The sequence below is a fragment of the Nesterenkonia sp. genome (assembly GCF_029265375.1).
In the GTDB taxonomy this organism is placed as follows: Bacteria; Actinomycetota; Actinomycetes; order Actinomycetales; family Micrococcaceae; genus Nesterenkonia.
This window is the reverse complement of the sequence record NZ_JAJUJJ010000020.1, coordinates 37,691-51,662: the sequence shown is the minus strand read 5'-3', so window position 1 is coordinate 51,662 and position 13,972 is coordinate 37,691. Positions and strand designations below refer to the sequence as shown.

16 protein-coding genes and 1 tRNA gene are annotated in these 13,972 nt (G+C 68.0%); 11 read left to right on the top strand and 6 right to left on the bottom strand.

Annotation, left to right across the window (positions count from 1 at the left end; translation table 11 throughout):
- The first annotated feature begins 299 nt into the window (after positions 1–299).
- From Q1K09_RS09355 to mutM, 3 genes are all read left to right on the top strand, one after another.
- Positions 300–689, top strand: a complete 390-nt coding sequence (locus Q1K09_RS09355) for a GNAT family N-acetyltransferase (protein WP_300345050.1) — start codon at positions 300–302, stop codon at positions 687–689.
- Between the two features lie 62 nt (positions 690–751).
- Positions 752–1,273 (top strand): GNAT family N-acetyltransferase, encoded by a 522-nt coding sequence (locus Q1K09_RS09350; RefSeq protein WP_300345048.1) that lies wholly within the window; start codon positions 752–754, stop codon positions 1,271–1,273.
- Between the two features lie 32 nt (positions 1,274–1,305).
- Complete coding sequence (gene mutM / locus Q1K09_RS09345) at positions 1,306–2,349, top strand: bifunctional DNA-formamidopyrimidine glycosylase/DNA-(apurinic or apyrimidinic site) lyase (RefSeq protein ID WP_300345045.1); 1,044 nt, start codon at positions 1,306–1,308, stop codon at positions 2,347–2,349.
- Here mutM and Q1K09_RS09340 read toward each other — a convergent pair.
- The 3 genes from Q1K09_RS09340 to Q1K09_RS09330 are packed head-to-tail and all read right to left on the bottom strand — an operon-like array spanning position 2,285 to position 3,902.
- The gene (locus Q1K09_RS09340; RefSeq protein ID WP_300345043.1) at positions 2,285–2,956 is read right to left on the bottom strand and encodes a Na+/H+ antiporter subunit E; all 672 of its coding nucleotides are present in this window, start codon (positions 2,954–2,956) and stop codon (positions 2,285–2,287) included. The genes mutM and Q1K09_RS09340 overlap by 65 nt on opposite strands.
- Complete coding sequence (locus Q1K09_RS09335) at positions 2,953–3,567, bottom strand: hypothetical protein (protein WP_300345041.1); 615 nt, start codon at positions 3,565–3,567, stop codon at positions 2,953–2,955. Before Q1K09_RS09335 ends, Q1K09_RS09340 begins: the two co-directional genes overlap by 4 nt.
- Positions 3,568–3,614: 47 nt before the next feature.
- Complete coding sequence (locus Q1K09_RS09330) at positions 3,615–3,902, bottom strand: hypothetical protein (RefSeq protein WP_300345039.1); 288 nt, start codon at positions 3,900–3,902, stop codon at positions 3,615–3,617.
- Between the two features lie 185 nt (positions 3,903–4,087).
- Between Q1K09_RS09330 and Q1K09_RS09325 the strand changes: the two genes are divergently transcribed.
- The 6 genes from Q1K09_RS09325 (at position 4,088) to Q1K09_RS09300 (ending at position 10,352) form a co-directional block, all read left to right on the top strand.
- Positions 4,088–5,116, top strand: a complete 1,029-nt coding sequence (locus Q1K09_RS09325) for a sugar ABC transporter permease (protein ID WP_300345037.1) — start codon at positions 4,088–4,090, stop codon at positions 5,114–5,116.
- Between the two features lie 38 nt (positions 5,117–5,154).
- Complete coding sequence (locus tag Q1K09_RS09320) at positions 5,155–6,039, top strand: carbohydrate ABC transporter permease (RefSeq protein WP_300345052.1); 885 nt, start codon at positions 5,155–5,157, stop codon at positions 6,037–6,039.
- A gap of 133 nt (positions 6,040–6,172) precedes the next feature.
- Entirely contained in the window at positions 6,173–7,501 is a 1,329-nt protein-coding gene (locus Q1K09_RS09315; protein ID WP_300345034.1) for an ABC transporter substrate-binding protein, read from the top strand.
- Positions 7,502–7,603: 102 nt separating this feature from the next.
- Positions 7,604–8,314 carry a dienelactone hydrolase family protein gene (locus Q1K09_RS09310; protein ID WP_300345031.1) on the top strand — a complete coding sequence of 237 codons (711 nt, stop codon included), beginning with the start codon at positions 7,604–7,606 and terminating at the stop codon, positions 8,312–8,314.
- A 120-nt stretch (positions 8,315–8,434) separates the two neighbouring features.
- Positions 8,435–9,469 carry a GNAT family N-acetyltransferase gene (locus Q1K09_RS09305; RefSeq protein ID WP_300345029.1) on the top strand — a complete coding sequence of 345 codons (1,035 nt, stop codon included), beginning with the start codon at positions 8,435–8,437 and terminating at the stop codon, positions 9,467–9,469.
- The gene (locus Q1K09_RS09300) at positions 9,462–10,352 is read left to right on the top strand and encodes a LysR family transcriptional regulator substrate-binding protein (RefSeq protein ID WP_300345028.1); all 891 of its coding nucleotides are present in this window, start codon (positions 9,462–9,464) and stop codon (positions 10,350–10,352) included. The genes Q1K09_RS09305 and Q1K09_RS09300 overlap by 8 nt, the downstream gene beginning before the upstream one ends.
- Positions 10,353–10,358: 6 nt before the next feature.
- On the opposite strand, the gene thiE is transcribed toward Q1K09_RS09300, so the two are convergent.
- Positions 10,359–11,069 carry a thiamine phosphate synthase gene (gene thiE / locus Q1K09_RS09295; protein ID WP_300345025.1) on the bottom strand — a complete coding sequence of 237 codons (711 nt, stop codon included), beginning with the start codon at positions 11,067–11,069 and terminating at the stop codon, positions 10,359–10,361.
- Positions 11,070–11,247: 178 nt separating this feature from the next.
- On the opposite strand from thiE, the gene Q1K09_RS09290 reads away from it, so the two are divergent.
- A complete protein-coding gene (locus Q1K09_RS09290; RefSeq protein ID WP_300345023.1) occupies positions 11,248–12,240 on the top strand; it encodes a bile acid:sodium symporter family protein in 993 nt (330 codons plus the stop codon).
- An 87-nt stretch (positions 12,241–12,327) separates the two neighbouring features.
- On the opposite strand, the gene Q1K09_RS09285 is transcribed toward Q1K09_RS09290, so the two are convergent.
- Both Q1K09_RS09285 and Q1K09_RS09280 read right to left on the bottom strand, forming a co-directional pair.
- The gene (locus Q1K09_RS09285; protein WP_300345021.1) at positions 12,328–12,885 is read right to left on the bottom strand and encodes a type 1 glutamine amidotransferase domain-containing protein; all 558 of its coding nucleotides are present in this window, start codon (positions 12,883–12,885) and stop codon (positions 12,328–12,330) included.
- Positions 12,886–13,041: 156 nt separating this feature from the next.
- The gene (locus tag Q1K09_RS09280) at positions 13,042–13,662 is read right to left on the bottom strand and encodes a malonic semialdehyde reductase (protein WP_300345018.1); all 621 of its coding nucleotides are present in this window, start codon (positions 13,660–13,662) and stop codon (positions 13,042–13,044) included.
- A 177-nt stretch (positions 13,663–13,839) separates the two neighbouring features.
- Between Q1K09_RS09280 and Q1K09_RS09275 the strand changes: the two genes are divergently transcribed.
- Positions 13,840–13,910, top strand: a tRNA-Gly gene (locus Q1K09_RS09275).
- Positions 13,911–13,972: the final 62 nt, after the last annotated feature.

Here is a 13,972-nt window from a genome sequence, read left to right as displayed (position 1 = left end):
TCACCGAGCTTACGGATGATCTGCTCCGGGGAATGCCGTTTCCTCTTCGCGGTCATAGTCACACCAGTCTTCCTCCCGCTAAGGGCGGGCGCTAGTGCAACTCACATAACTACTGGACCGAATCTAGGGGGTCACTCCACCCCGGCGCCCGTGCCTACCCGCATCCGCCCGACACGCACGCGGCGGACCGAGGCGACGTCGTAATCCGCTCCGCCCAGCTGAAGGACGCCGAAGCGCTGGGGCAGGCCCACGCCATCGCGGCCGAGGAAGCCTACGGGCATTACTTCCCTGAACAGTTCATGCGGCGCAACACCCCGCAGCGCCGAACTGAGATGTGGGCCGAGCTGCTCGCTGCCCCCGCCCCAGAGTCAGAGCGGCGCATCGTGGTCGCCGAGCGGGACAGCCGCATCATCGGATTCGGTGCATTCGGAAAGGCACGCGATGACGACGCCCCCACCCGGCACGAGCTGTGGCGGCTCTACGTCCTGGCCGAGAGCTACGGCACCGGACTGGCACACCGCCTTCTGGACGCCCTGGACCCCGGCCGCACACCCTCCTATCTGTGGGTGATGGAAGCCAACCAGCGCGCCATCGCCTTCTACCGCAAGCACGGATACCGGCCCGACGGCGCCGTGGAGCACCTGCCGCATATCGGGAACCTGCCCAAGATCCGCATGGTGCGGCGCTGAGCCTCCGCCGCCCCTCCGTGTGGCTCACCAGCGGGCCGCCGGCCCCCGCATAGGCTCACTCCATGGGCAGTACCTACGTGATCAGGCATCCGAAGCTGCATGAGGCCAAAGAGCTGGCCGAGGTGCACGTCACCGCCTGGAAGCAGGCATATGACGGGATCCTTCCGGATCAGTTCTGGAACGACGACGCCCTGCAGCGGCGCACCGAGTTCTGGCGCCAGATGCTGGCAGATCAGGCCCACCGCAGCCGCACCCGAGTCGCCGAAGCCGACGGCGACGTCGTCGGCATCGCTCAGATCGGGCCCCCGCGGGAAGACGATCTCGACGTCGAGCACGAGCTCTATATGCTCTACCTGCTCCAGGGCCACTACGGCAGCGGGGCGGCCACCGACCTGCTCACCGAGCTGCTGGGCACCAAATCGGCCTCCCTCTGGGTGCTCAAGGACAACCCGCGCGCTATTGCGTTCTACCGCAAACACGGATTCCAGCCCGACGGCACCGAGAAGGACCTGGGGGAGGACCGCGGCGCCGAAGCCCTGGCAGGGGTCGTAGAGATCCGCATGGTGCGCCCGGCCGGCGACTGAGCGCCCGCCGCCGATCTGGCAGACTCAGCACCATGCCCGAACTGCCCGAAGTGGAAGTGGTCCGCCGCGGAATACAGACCTGGGCGGCAGGCCGCCGTGTGGAGCAGGTGCTCGTCCACGATCCGCGCAGCCTGCGGCGCTTCGCCGAAGGACCCGAGGCCTTCACCGCGCAGCTGACCGGGCGGCAGCTCGGCGTCCCGCAGCGCCGCGGCAAATACCTCTGGGTGCCGCTGAGCGCGCCTGCCGATGAGTCGCAGACGGATGAGGATTCACCCCTTGGGGAGGACTTTTTCCGCGCCGGTGATCCGGCGCTGATGATCCACCTGGGCATGAGCGGCCAGGTGCTCATAGAGCACGACGACGCCCCCGCGGAGAAGCACCTGAAAATCACCCTGGAGCTCTCTGCCGCTGCGAGCCCCGCGCTGCCCGAGGAGTCAGGTCCGGACCCGGCAGGTGCCGCACCTGCGCCGGGCCAGCTGCGGTTCATCGACCAGCGGATCTTCGGCGGCATGCAGCTCAGCCCGTTGCAGCCTGACACCGCGGCAGCAGGCTCCGGCCGGCTCATCCCACAGGCGGCGGCGCACATCGCCCCGGACCCGCTGGAACCGGTGGTGGACCCCGAATGGCTCTTCCGTGCGCTGCGCCGGCGCCGCACCGGACTCAAGCGTGCCCTGCTGGACCAGACCCTGATCTCCGGGGTGGGCAATATCTACGCCGACGAAGCACTCTGGCGCGCCCGGCTGCACTACGCCCGCCGGTCCGAGACCATCACCCGGGCCGAGAGCACACGCCTGCTGCACGCCCTGCAGGAGGTGATGGAGGCCGCCCTGGCTGCCGGAGGCACCAGCTTCGATGCGCTCTACGTCAACGTCAACGGCGCCTCTGGCTACTTCGAACGCTCTCTGGAGGTATACGGCCAGGCTGGGCGGCCCTGCTCGCGGTGCGCCCAGCAGCACTCGGCCGGTGAGTTGGATGCTCGCCGCAGTCCCGGGGTCATCCGGCGGGAGAAGTTCATGGGCCGCTCGTCGTTCCTCTGCCCGGTGTGCCAACCGCGTCCGCGCCGCGGCCGCTGGTGAGATCCTCACCATGCCCGGCCGCATCGAATGCCGCAGCGGTGCGCTGCTGCAGCTGCCGCCACTGAACCGCCGGATCCAACTCCGGTGACAGGGTGTGCAGCTCCACCAGCTCCTGAGGCCGCCGCTGGTGGGGATCCTGCGCTGATACCCCAGTCCGGGAGGGACTGACCGCCCCTGCGCCGCGGGTGCTTCCGGCGGGGAACGGCCCGCGCTGAATCATGGAGCCGGGCATCAGGTTCATCATCAGCATCGCCAGCTCGCGGGCCGGCCCCTCGGCCACCACCACTGGGGCGCGCACAGTGACCGGCTCAATATCCGGGGTGCGCCGCAGCGCCCGCACGGCCACATCCACCCCGCCCTGGGCCGACTGCCCGGCGAACCATCCAGCCAGCATCAATCCATTCCACACCCGCCGCGGCCACCGGCGCAGCTGCGGCAGACGCTGAGGCGGCAGCAGCACCAGGCTCAGCCCCGCAGCGGCCGCGGCAGAGACCACACCATAGAGGGCATAGTCGGCATTCCAGCCCGCCAACGCCACCCAGAGCAGCCCCAGCGGCACCCCGCGAAGCACCGCGGAGACTGCCAGCCTCACCACTGAAGAGCTCACCACAGCCACCCCCATGCAAGAACGACGACGGCTCCGGTCAGCAGCACCAGGATCACCGCACCGGAGGCCCTCCACTGCACCAGCCGGCGCTCCACAGCAGCGGTGATGCGGCGCGCGCCCTCCGCGGCGTCGGCAGCAGCCCCGCCGAGACCCTCGCCCCACCGGCCCAGCTGCCGGTGGGTGACGTCCGCGGTCCGGATCCCAGTCCGACCGGCGCGCAGCACAGCCGACTCCTCGGCCACCACCAGATCCCCGGGCTGTACAGACGTGCCATCGGCACGCAGCCAGACAGGCAGCTTCCCCGCCGCGGCCGCAGCCCACACCGCAGCCCCGGCGGCCAACCCGAGCAGCAGCGGCCAGATGGCGTCCCACAGGGCCGAGGCCGTCCAGCTGAACTCGCCGGCCCCGGGGATCCACCAGGCTCCGATCAGCCACGGGAGGATCACACCGGCGGCGCAGACGCCCACCCAAGAGAGCAGCTCACCATCAAGGCTCCGCCGGGGTTCCCGCTCCGCCTGCCGCAGCAGGAACCCGAAGCGCATCAGCAGCACAGTGGAGCCGGTGGCCACCAGCGGCAGCAGCTGGTCCAGCCCCACGCCCATCACCTCCACCCCGGAGATCGCCTCCTTGGAGACATACTTGCCGTAGGCGCCCGAACTCAGCGGGCCCCCGCCACCGCCAGTGCGGCCCCGGCCATCCCCGCCAGCACCAGCAGGCCGGTAGGACCGCGGCCATAGTGCTGCAGCACCGGGACCCCCAGGAAGAGCGCCCCCTTGGCCAGACCGTGGTGGACGGCATAGAGCACAGCGGCCGCAGCGGCTCCGGTGGTCCCGGCCAGCAGGACCACCAGCAGCCAGGAGGCGCTCTGCTTCACCGCAGCGGCGGCCGCGGCCACCAGGTTCAGCATCAGCACTGCGAACACCGCAGTCAGCACCAGCTCGGCCACGCACCCTCCTCTCGCCGCGTCGGCACCCGGAAAAGCATGCTCAGCCCACCATCATTCCTCATCAGCGGCACTGAATGAGCGATCGGACAGCTGGCGGCGGCCGGTTGAACAGGCCACTGTGATAAGACATATCCAGGTCTGAACTTCACCTGAAATTCACCTGCAGGCCAGGTTGACGTCGCTCCATGCGTCCACAATCGACCAGGTCTGCACCGAACCCGAGAGGAGGCTGCGCCATCGCCGTCGGCACTGAGCATGCCCCCGCACGCGGGAACGACGCAGGATCCCCTGCCCCGGACCAGGCGCAGCTCGAGGCCGCCCGGAAACGGGCCCACCGGCGGAAGCTGTCCAAGAACTGGTCGCTGTTCATCCTCTTCGCCGGGCCCAACATCCTGCTGATCCTGGCGTTCATCTACTACCCGCTGTTCAGCAATATGTACTACTCCACGCTGGACTGGCGGCTGGGCGCCCGCACCGCCACTCCGGTGGGCCTGGACAACTACATCACCTTCTTCACCTCCCCCTCCGGGCAGGAGGTGTGGCGGGTCACCGGGATCTTCACCCTCGGGGCAGTGGCCGGATCTATGATCCTGGGTCTGCTGATCGCCCTGGTGCTCAACAAGCGGATCCCCGGCCGCACGGCGGCCCGCACCGCCGTGTTCAGCCCCTATGTGCTCTCCGGGGTGGGTGTGGCCCTGGTGTGGGACTTCATCTTCGACCCCAACCGCGGGGCGCTGATGCACCTGCTGGCTGTCTTCGGCATCGAGTCGCCGTCGTGGAAGCTCGACGCCGACTGGAACCTGGTGATGGTCATCATCGTCTATGTCTGGAAGAACCTGGGCTACTGCGCGGTGGTGTTCCTCGCCGGGCTGCAGTCGGTGCCGCGGGACCTCATCGAGGCGGCCATGATCGACAAGGCCGGGGCCGTCCGCCGGTTCTTCTCCATCGTGCTGCCGCTGCTGACCCCCACCGTGTTCTTCCTGCTGGTGACCAACATCATCTTCTCCATGACCAACGCCTTCGACATTCTGCGCACGATGACGCCCACCGGTCACGGCACCAACACGATCATCTTTGAGATCTACCTGCAGTCCTTCGGCCAGTACCAGCGGGCCGGCTACTCAGCCGCGATCGCCGTCGTCCTGTTCTTCACGCTGTTCCTCATCACAGCCGTCCAGCTGCGCTATGTGGAGAGGAAGGTGCATTACCAGTGACCCAGCGTCCCACCTCCACCCCAGCGCAGAACCCCGGGCTGATCGCCCCGAAGTCCCGGGTGCGCCACCGCGGCGAGCTCGCCCGAGCCTTCAGCCGGCAGAACCTGGTGGACACGCTGCTCACCGGGTACCTGCCGATCCTGATCGCCCTGATGGTCATTGTGCTGCCGCTGGCCTGGATGATCTCCTCCAGCTTCAAACCGCCCCACGAGATCATCACTCTCAACCCCACCCTGCTGCCGCAGGAGCCCACTACGGAGAACTACGCCGCGGTGGCGGACCGGGTCCCGCTGCTGACGGTGCTGGGCAACAGCATCTACGTCACCGTCATCGGGTCCAGCATCAAAGTGCTGCTGGCGATCACCACTGCCTATGCGCTGGTGTTCATCCGGGTGCCCGGCGCCAATCTGATCTTCCTGGGAATCCTGGTAGCGCTGATGGTGCCGCCGGAGGTCTCCATGCTGCCGAACTACCTGACCATCACCTCTCTGGGCGGCTACAACACCCTGTGGGGAATCATCCTGCCCGGACTCGGCACCGCCTTCGGCACCTTCCTGCTGCGCCAGCACTTCAAAGCCCTGCCCAAGGAGCTGTTCGAGGCTGCCGAGCTCGACGGCGCCGGCCACCTGCGCAAGCTGTTCCAGATTGCGGTGCCGGTCTCGATGCCGGCGATCGCCACCGTAGCGCTGGTGACCGTGGTCAACGAGTGGAACAACTTCCTGTGGCCGCTGATCATCGTCGACCGCGCCGAGAAGATGACCCTGCCGGTGGGGCTGAACCTGCTGCAGTCGGTGGAGCAGCTGACCTCCAGCTACGGCATTCTGATGGCCGGGGCGGTGATGGTCATCGTCCCGATGCTGGTCATCTTCGCGATGCTGCAGCGCTACATCGTCGCCGGCCTGACCCAGGGCGCGGTGAAGTAGCAGCCGATGAACCAGCACCATCACGCCCCGCACCCGGTGACCGCCGGAGCCGCACCCCGGGAGGACCATGAGGCCGCCTGACCACCCGACCCAGCACCCAACCCCTGAAAATCACCGATCAAGGAGCACCACGATGAACATCACTGCACGCACTGCGTGGAAGCCGGCGGCGGTCTTCAGCGTCGCCGCCCTGGCGCTGACCGCCTGCGGCCCGGACACCTCGGGAGAGGGCACCGCCGGCGAGACCGAGGAGATCGACTGGTCGGAGGTGGAGCCGGCAGAGTCCATCACCTTCTGGACTAACCACCCCGGCGGCTCCCAGGACGTGGAGCAGGAGCTGATCGACGAGTTCACCGAGGAGACCGGCATCGAAGTGGAGCTGGTCACCTCCGGAGCCAACTATGAGGAGACCTCCCAGAGGTTCCAGACCGCCCAGGGCACCGGCGACGTCGGCGACGTCGTCGTGCTCTCCGATGCCACCTGGTTCACCAACTACCTCAATGATGCGCTCATCCCCGTCGACGACGTGCTCGAAGCCGCCGAGGTGGACGTCTCCGGCTATGTGGAGGCCCTCTACGAGGACTACCTCTACGAGGACAGCCACTACGGTGTGCCCTACGCCCGCTCGACCCCGCTGTTCTACTACAACGCGGACCACTACGAGGAGGCCGGCATCGAGGATGTGCCCACCACCTGGGAGGAGGTCGAGGAGGTCTCCCAGCAGCTGATGGAGGCAGAGGTGGCCAGCTCGGCCTTCGCCTTCCCGCCGCAGGACCAGTATCCGGCCTGGACCATGGCCAACCTGGTGTGGGGCTACGGCGGCGGCTGGTCGGATGAGTGGGACTTCTCCACCGTGTCCTCGCAGGAGACCATCGAGGCGCTGGAGTTCGCCCAGGAGGCCGCCGGCGACTGGGCCTCGGTGGCCTCCGGCGACCAGGCCGACGACTTCGCCGCCGGAGTAGCCAGCCAGGTGGTGCAGTCCACCGGCTCGCTGGGCGGGATCCTGGAGTCGGCCGAGTTCGAGGTCGGCACCGCCTTCCTGCCCACCGGCCCCAACGGTGAGGAGAATGTGGTCCCCACCGGCGGTGCCGGGCTGATGATCGCCGCTGAGTCCGAGCCCGAGCGTCAGCTGGCCGCCGCCATGTTCGTCGGCCATATGACCTCCGCGGAGTCCACGGCGAAGTTCTCCGAGGCCACCGGCTACGTGCCGGTCCACCAGGACGCCGATATGAGCGATGTCTACGAGGAGACCCCGCAGTTCGAGACTGCGGTGAACCAGCTGGAGCGCACCCGTGTGCAGGACTTCGCCCGAGTCTTCCTGCCCGGCGGTGACCTGGAGCTGGCCCAGACCTTGCAGCGCATCCTGACCGAGGATGTGGACGTGGCCGAGGAGATGGAGCGCGTGGAGGGCGAGTTCGAGTCCCTCTATGAGCGCGATCTGGCCGCCGAGTTGGACGGCTGATCCTGAGGCTTCCCTCAGCACACGGCGGGCCCGGGGTGTTTCCCCGGGCCCGCCGCTGTTTTAGGGTTGATCTCGGACGAAGACGCCCATAAGGAGGACCTGATGGCTGAGAAGACCCCGCACCAGAACATCACCTTCCCGCTGCCCGGCGCCGATGTCACCGACACCGGTCACGGCTACCTGGCGACCCCGCCGTCCGGCTCCGGTCCTGGCGTCATCGTCATCCAGGAGTGGTGGGGACTGACCGACCACATCAAAGATGTGGCCGACCGGCTGGCCGCCGAAGGATTTGTGGCTCTGGCGCCGGACCTCTACGGCGGATGGATCACTCACGACGGCGATGAGGCCGGAGAGATGATGTCCAAGCTTCCCGCTGAGGAGGGCGCCCGCCAACTGGCCGGGGCCACAGACTTCCTGCTGGCCCACGAGGCAGTCACCTCCTCCACCGTGGGAGCCATCGGCTTCTGCATGGGCGGAGGGTTCGTGCTGGCGCTGGCCGCCCAGCAGGGGGAGAAGGTGTCCGCGGCCGTGCCGTTCTACGGTGTGGGCCAGGCGGTGCCCGAGAGCTACACCGGTCTGAAGGCTGCAGTGCAGGGCCACTACGCCAACCAGGACCAGATGTACCCGCCGGAGAAGGCCCAGGCGCAGGAGCAGCAGATCCGCGAGGAGTCCGGCGCGGAGGTGGAGTTCTTCTACTACGACGCCGGCCACGCCTTCCACAATGATGAGAACCTGATCGGCACCTACGATCCGGACCTGGCGCGCCTGGCCTGGCAGCGCAGCGTGGACTTCCTGCGCACCAAGGTGGCCTGAGCAGCCCGGCCCGGTCGGCGGCGCCGTCGTCGTTATTCCATGCCGTGCGGCAGTCCGCTGCGGCGCCGTCGTCGTCGCTTCCCTGCCGCCGAATGCCTGTGGTCGCATAGGGTGGAGTTCATGGAGGACTCGCCCTACCGATTTGCTCCCATGAGCCTGCAGGACGCCGAAGCCTGGGCGGAGCTGACCAACCACCTGGCCGAAGTGGACGGCACGGAGGAGTTCTACGAGGCGGAGGACCTCGCTGAAGAGTTGGAGGACCCGCGTCTCGATCCTCGGAAGGACACTCTGGCGGTTTGGTTCGGGAACCAGGTGGTCGGGTTCGGCACCGTCCGAGTGCCGGCCAACCCCGGCCATCAGGACGGACGGGTGAGCGTCTGGCTCGACGGCGGAGTCCACGCCGAACACCGCCGCCGGGGCCTGGGCACCCGGATCATGGATTTCCTGGAGGCCCGCGGAGCGGAGCTGAAGGAGGTCCGTCACCCCGGCACGGACTGGTACTTCGCCACCGGCGGTGGGCGCGAGGGCTCCTCCGCCCGCGCTTTCCATCAGCGCCGCGGCTACCAGGTGGCCCGCTACTTCCACCTGATGAGCCGGGAGCTGACCGGCCAGGATGCCGAACTGACTGAGCAAGTGCGGCTGGGAGACGGGTTGAGCATCCGCGCTCCCCGACCGGAGGACGAGCAGGCGGTCCTGGCCGCCCACACGGCCGCCTTCGTGGACCACTGGGGCTCAGCCGCCCCGGACCCTGAGGTCTGGCACCAACGGTGGACCGCCCGCAGCAACCGGTTCGCCGAGTCCCGGATTGTGGTGGATGAGAACGGCAGCATCGCCGGCGCCGGCCAGGTGCTGGCCTATTCGCTGTGCGGGCAGTGGGTGGACGGCGAGATCTACGTGAACCTGGTGGGCACCGTCCCGGAGGCCCGGGGCCGCGGGCTGGGCAGCGCGGCGCTGGCCCACACGGTCGCCGCGGCCGCGGACTCTGGGAAGTACAGCACTATCGACCTGGACGTGGACACAGAGTCGCTCACCGGAGCTACGCGGCTCTACGAACGCCTCGGCTTCACGGTGAAGCACACCACCGCCGCCATGCGGCGCTATCCCTCCCAGCCCGCCGAGCAGGCTAGCCGGCCGGGCAGCCCGGCCCATGAGTGACCAGCCGTCCCCGCAGCTGCGCTTAGGGGCGATCCCGGGGGCCACTCCGGATAAGTGGGCCGCCCGTTGGCGGGAGAGGTTCCCCGGCACACAGCTGCACGTGGACTACTACGACGACGCCGGGGTGCTGCAGCGGCTGCGTGCCTCCACTGTGGATCTCAGCTACCTGCGCCTGCCCGCCGAAGCGGAGAGCCAGGTGCCCGAGGATGTGCACCGGGTATGGCTCTACACCGAGGAGACGGTGGTCTGCGCGGCGGCGGAGCACTGGATCGCCGCTGCCGACGCGGCGGTCGCGTGGGAGGAGATTGCCGAGGAGAACTTCCTGGACCCTGCCGAGATGATCCGTCCCTGGGAGGGCGAGCCGCAGCCCCACCGCACGGAGACAGACCCCGGCCCTGAGACCGATTCCGCTGCCGAGGCTGAGTCCGAGATGGCCACGGATCCGGGCCCCGGGGCTGAACCTTCTGAGGTGCACCACCCCAAGTCCGGGGCCCACCTGGCCCGCGCTGAGCGGCTCGCAGTGGAGGTCGCCGCCAGCGGCGCCGGGCTGGTGCTGCTGCCGGCATCGGTGGCGCGGATGCTCAGCCGCAAGGACGTGGTGATCCGCAGTGTCGATGGACTTGCCGGTCACCGGACCGGACTGGCCTGGCTGCGCGAACGCGACGACGAGCAAATCCAGGAGTTCATCGGCATCGCCCGGGGCCGCAGAGCCGGGTCTCCACGGTCTGCGGCAGGCTCACCGCGCTCCGCCTCAGGTGCGGCACCGGGGTCCGGGTCAGCGGCGCAGCGAAAGTCCCGGAAGAACCCTGGCATGGGGAAGAAGGCCCGCAGCGGAAGGGCCGGCTCCGCGCAGGGAAGGCCGCGGTCCCGGCGTCGGGGGTGAGACCGCTCAGGCGGGAAGCTTCTCCCGCAGCGCGCGAGCGGCGGCAGCCGGATCGGCCGCCTGTGTGACGGCTCGGACCACCACCACCCGATCGGCGCCCGCCGCGGTGACCTCACCGATGTTCTCCGCGTTGATCCCGCCGATGGCGAAGAACGGCTTGGCAGACTCCAAGCTCGCGGCGGCTGCGGGCAGCTCGGTGCCGACGGCGGGCCGGTCCGGTTTGGTCGGGGTCTCCCACACTGGTCCGGTGCAGTAGTAGTCGATGCCGATATCCGAATCGGCCTCACGCACCTGGTCCAGGGTCTGGCAGGAGCGTCCCAGGACGACGTCGTCGCCCAGGATCATTCGCGCCTGCTCGGTGCTGAGGTCCTCCTGGCCCACGTGGAAGACATCCACCCCGGTGATCGCGGCAATATCTGCCCGGTCATTGGCTGCTGAGAGTCCGCCGTACTCGTCGGCGACTTCCTTCAGCAGCGTCAGGGCAGCGATCTCGGTCTGTGCGGAGACCTGCTTGTCGCGGACCTGGATGATGTCCGTACCGCCGCTGTAGGCCGCTGCGAAGAACTCCCGCAGCGCGTCGAAGTCCAGTTCGTCCACCGGCCCGGCCTCTGGGCGGCGGAGGAACCGCTGCAGGTCCGTGCATACGTAGAGGCGGGAGGACAGCAGGCGCTCGCGGCGCAGCTGGCCCAGCTGAGTCGGTTCCGGCGTCTCCGTCATACATCCAGCCTACCGGCCGTCCGGGCATTCAACGTGTCGGAAGGGCCCAAAATCCCGGTCAAAATCTGCTAGTTTGGGCCTTTTCAACACGTGATGTGTCCGGGCGTGAAGGTCCAGCATTCGGGACGGCATGAGGCGGCTGTTGACCGCCGAAAGGCGCGCGGCAAAGCTGTGAGTCATGCCTCATTCGCACTCTGCCGCCGTTCCCGCTGACCAGTCCCCGCGCAGCGCCAAGGTCGCTGTGACGATCTTTCCGCTGCTGATCATCGCCGGGGCCGTCCTGGCCCTGCTTGCTCCGGGGACCTTCGCCCCGCTGGGGGCGGGAGTGACCTATGCGCTGATGGTCATTATGTTCGGCATGGGGCTGACCCTGACGCTGCCGGACTTCGCCCTGGTGGTGAAGCGACCGCTGCCGGTGGTGGCCGGGGTGATCTTCCAGTTCGCATTCATGCCGCTGCTGGCACTGGGGATCGCCTGGGTGCTGCAGCTTCCGCCGGCTCTGGCTGCAGGACTGATCCTGGTGGGCTCGGTGCCCGGCGGGACGTCGTCGAATGTGGTGACCTACTTGGCGCGCGGGGACGTGGCGCTCTCGGTGACGATGACCTCGATCTCTACACTGCTCTCACCGCTGCTGACTCCGCTGCTCACCCTGTGGCTGGCGGGCCAGTACCTGCCGGTGCCGGCCGGAGATATGGCCTGGAGCATTGTGCAGATTGTGCTGATCCCTGTGGTGGGCGGCATCCTGCTGCGCCTGCTGCTGACCCGGGTGGTGGAGGCGGTGCAGCCGGCCCTGCCCTGGATCTCCGTACTGGGCATCACCTATGTGGTCATCGCGGTGGTGGCCGGCTCCCATGACGTGCTGGCCTCCGCCGGCGTGCTGCTCCTGCTGGGCGTGGTGGTGCACAATCTCTGCGGCTACGGCATCGGCTATGCCGCAGCCGCGCTGACTCGAGCGCCGGTGCCGACCCGGCGCGCCATCTCCGTGGAAGTCGGTATGCAGAATTCGGGACTCGCCGCGGGCCTGGGCGGGGCTCATTTCTCGCCGGAGGCCGCGCTGCCCGGAGCGATCTTCTCGGTCTGGCACAACATCTCCGGCGGACTTCTGGCCTCCTTCTGGGGAGCCAGGCGCCCTGCGAAGAGCTCCGCTGCCGAATCCCGTTCGAGGGCATAGCGAAAGCCTGCACGGCCGGGCGGTTCGGCACCCGGGGGCAGGCTTTCAGTCGGTTTCAGTGCGGCTGGACACCGCAGCCGGTCAGGATCAGGCCGGCACCTCCGAGGACTGGGAGACCAGATCCAGGAAGCTGCGGTTGAAGTCCTCCAGATCGTCGGGAGTCCGGGAGGTGACCAGCCCGTTGGACACCACAGCAGAGTCATCCACCCACTCGGCGCCCGCATTGGTCAGATCGGTCTTCAGCGAGGGATAGCTGGTGACCGTGCGTCCGGAGGCGGCACCGATCTCGGTGAGGATCCACGGTCCGTGGCAGATGGCGGCCACCGGCTTGCCGGCGTCGAAGAACGCCTTCACAAAGCGCTGGGCGTCCTGGTCGATGCGCAGCGCGTCCGCATTCAGCGTCCCGCCGGGAAGCACCAGACCGTCGTAGTCGCCGGCGTCGGCCTGGGGCAGATGCACGTCCACGTCAAAGTGGTCGGCATGCTCCCAGTCGCCCTTCATCGCCTGGATCCGATCTTCCTTGGGGGAGACGATCACAGGGGTGCCGCCGTGCTCCTTGACCGCTGCCAGCGGTTCGGTCAGCTCCGGCTGCTCCACGCCATTGGTGACCAGCAGTGCAATCTTCTTTCCGGTGATGTGGCTCATCTGAGAATTCCTCCTTCAGGATTCTCATCGTTTCGGCCTTTCAACCGCGTACGTGCCTCACTCTAGGAGCCGGATCTGGAGGTGCAACCCATATCAGCTCAACACTTGCTCAGTATTCGCCGCAGGAAGGGTGGGCCGCTGGGCAGACGGCGGACGTCAGAGCACCTGGGCGGCCTGGCTGAATTCCAGCCGGCCCCCGCGGGGGCGGATCGCGGCCTCATCCTCCGGGTTGGGTGCGTGGCCGACATTGATGGCCACCAGAGTCTTCCATCCGTTCTCGGTGTGGATCACCGAATCCACGCCCTCGGGGTTCAGCCCGGTCATCGGGCCGACCTCCAGCCCGACTGCGCGCAGCCCCAGCAGCAGGTAGCCGACCTGGATGCTTCCGGACTGACGACCGACGGTTTCGCGCATCTGGGGTTTGGCCGCGAAGCTCTCCCGGGCACCCTCCCGCTGCGGGGCCAGCAGCTCCATGTGCTCATGCCAGTCCGGGGCGTAGGCGGCGATGATGGTCAGCGGGGCAGCCAGCGTCTTCGCCCGGTTGGCCTCTATGAAGTGCTCCACCACTTCCTCCCGCTTCGCCCCGGGTGTCAGCAGCGTCAGCCGCAGCGGCTGGGAGTTGAACGCGGTGGGTGCCCAGCGCATGTGCTGGTAGGCCTCAGCGATGAGGTCGGGGCTCACCGGTTCGTCAGTGAAGGTGTGCGTGGTGTGTGCCTGATCGAAGAGTCGGTGCAGCGCAGCGGCGTCCAGCGTCTTCGCAGTGGCAGGGGCGGTCATGAAGTTCCCGTCATCCTCTCGGGTCGGTGGCTTGTCTCTGCTTCCAATCTACCGGGGGTCGGGGGATGAGCAGTCCCTGTGGCGCACGCCACAGGAGCCCTCCGCCCGGCTGGGGGAGTAGTACACTGTTCCTCACGTCGTCACGGTGGGATCACTCGCACTCATGACGGCGCTCCAGCGGGCGTAGCTTAATGGCAAAGCTTCTGCTTCCCAAGCAGACGACGCGGGTTCGATTCCCGTCGCCCGCTCTGTTGCGAAGGGTCACGACGGCGCAAGCGGCAGGGCTGTGTGGAGGCCCGGCTTATCAGGC

Coding starts and splice junctions, on each gene's coding strand:
- Q1K09_RS09310 (WP_300345031.1), top strand. CDS start 7,604: ATGGCTGAGAAGACCCCGCACCAGAACATCACCTTCCCGCTGCCCGGC.
- Q1K09_RS09280 (WP_300345018.1), bottom strand. CDS start 13,662: ATGACCGCCCCTGCCACTGCGAAGACGCTGGACGCCGCTGCGCTGCAC.
- Q1K09_RS09290 (WP_300345023.1), top strand. CDS start 11,248: ATGCCTCATTCGCACTCTGCCGCCGTTCCCGCTGACCAGTCCCCGCGC.
- Q1K09_RS09350 (WP_300345048.1), top strand. CDS start 752: ATGGGCAGTACCTACGTGATCAGGCATCCGAAGCTGCATGAGGCCAAA.
- Q1K09_RS09315 (WP_300345034.1), top strand. CDS start 6,173: ATGAACATCACTGCACGCACTGCGTGGAAGCCGGCGGCGGTCTTCAGC.
- Q1K09_RS09305 (WP_300345029.1), top strand. CDS start 8,435: ATGGAGGACTCGCCCTACCGATTTGCTCCCATGAGCCTGCAGGACGCC.
- mutM (WP_300345045.1), top strand. CDS start 1,306: ATGCCCGAACTGCCCGAAGTGGAAGTGGTCCGCCGCGGAATACAGACC.
- Q1K09_RS09355 (WP_300345050.1), top strand. CDS start 300: ATGCGGCGCAACACCCCGCAGCGCCGAACTGAGATGTGGGCCGAGCTG.
- Q1K09_RS09325 (WP_300345037.1), top strand. CDS start 4,088: ATGCGTCCACAATCGACCAGGTCTGCACCGAACCCGAGAGGAGGCTGC.
- Q1K09_RS09300 (WP_300345028.1), top strand. CDS start 9,462: ATGAGTGACCAGCCGTCCCCGCAGCTGCGCTTAGGGGCGATCCCGGGG.
- Q1K09_RS09285 (WP_300345021.1), bottom strand. CDS start 12,885: ATGAGCCACATCACCGGAAAGAAGATTGCACTGCTGGTCACCAATGGC.
- thiE (WP_300345025.1), bottom strand. CDS start 11,069: ATGACGGAGACGCCGGAACCGACTCAGCTGGGCCAGCTGCGCCGCGAG.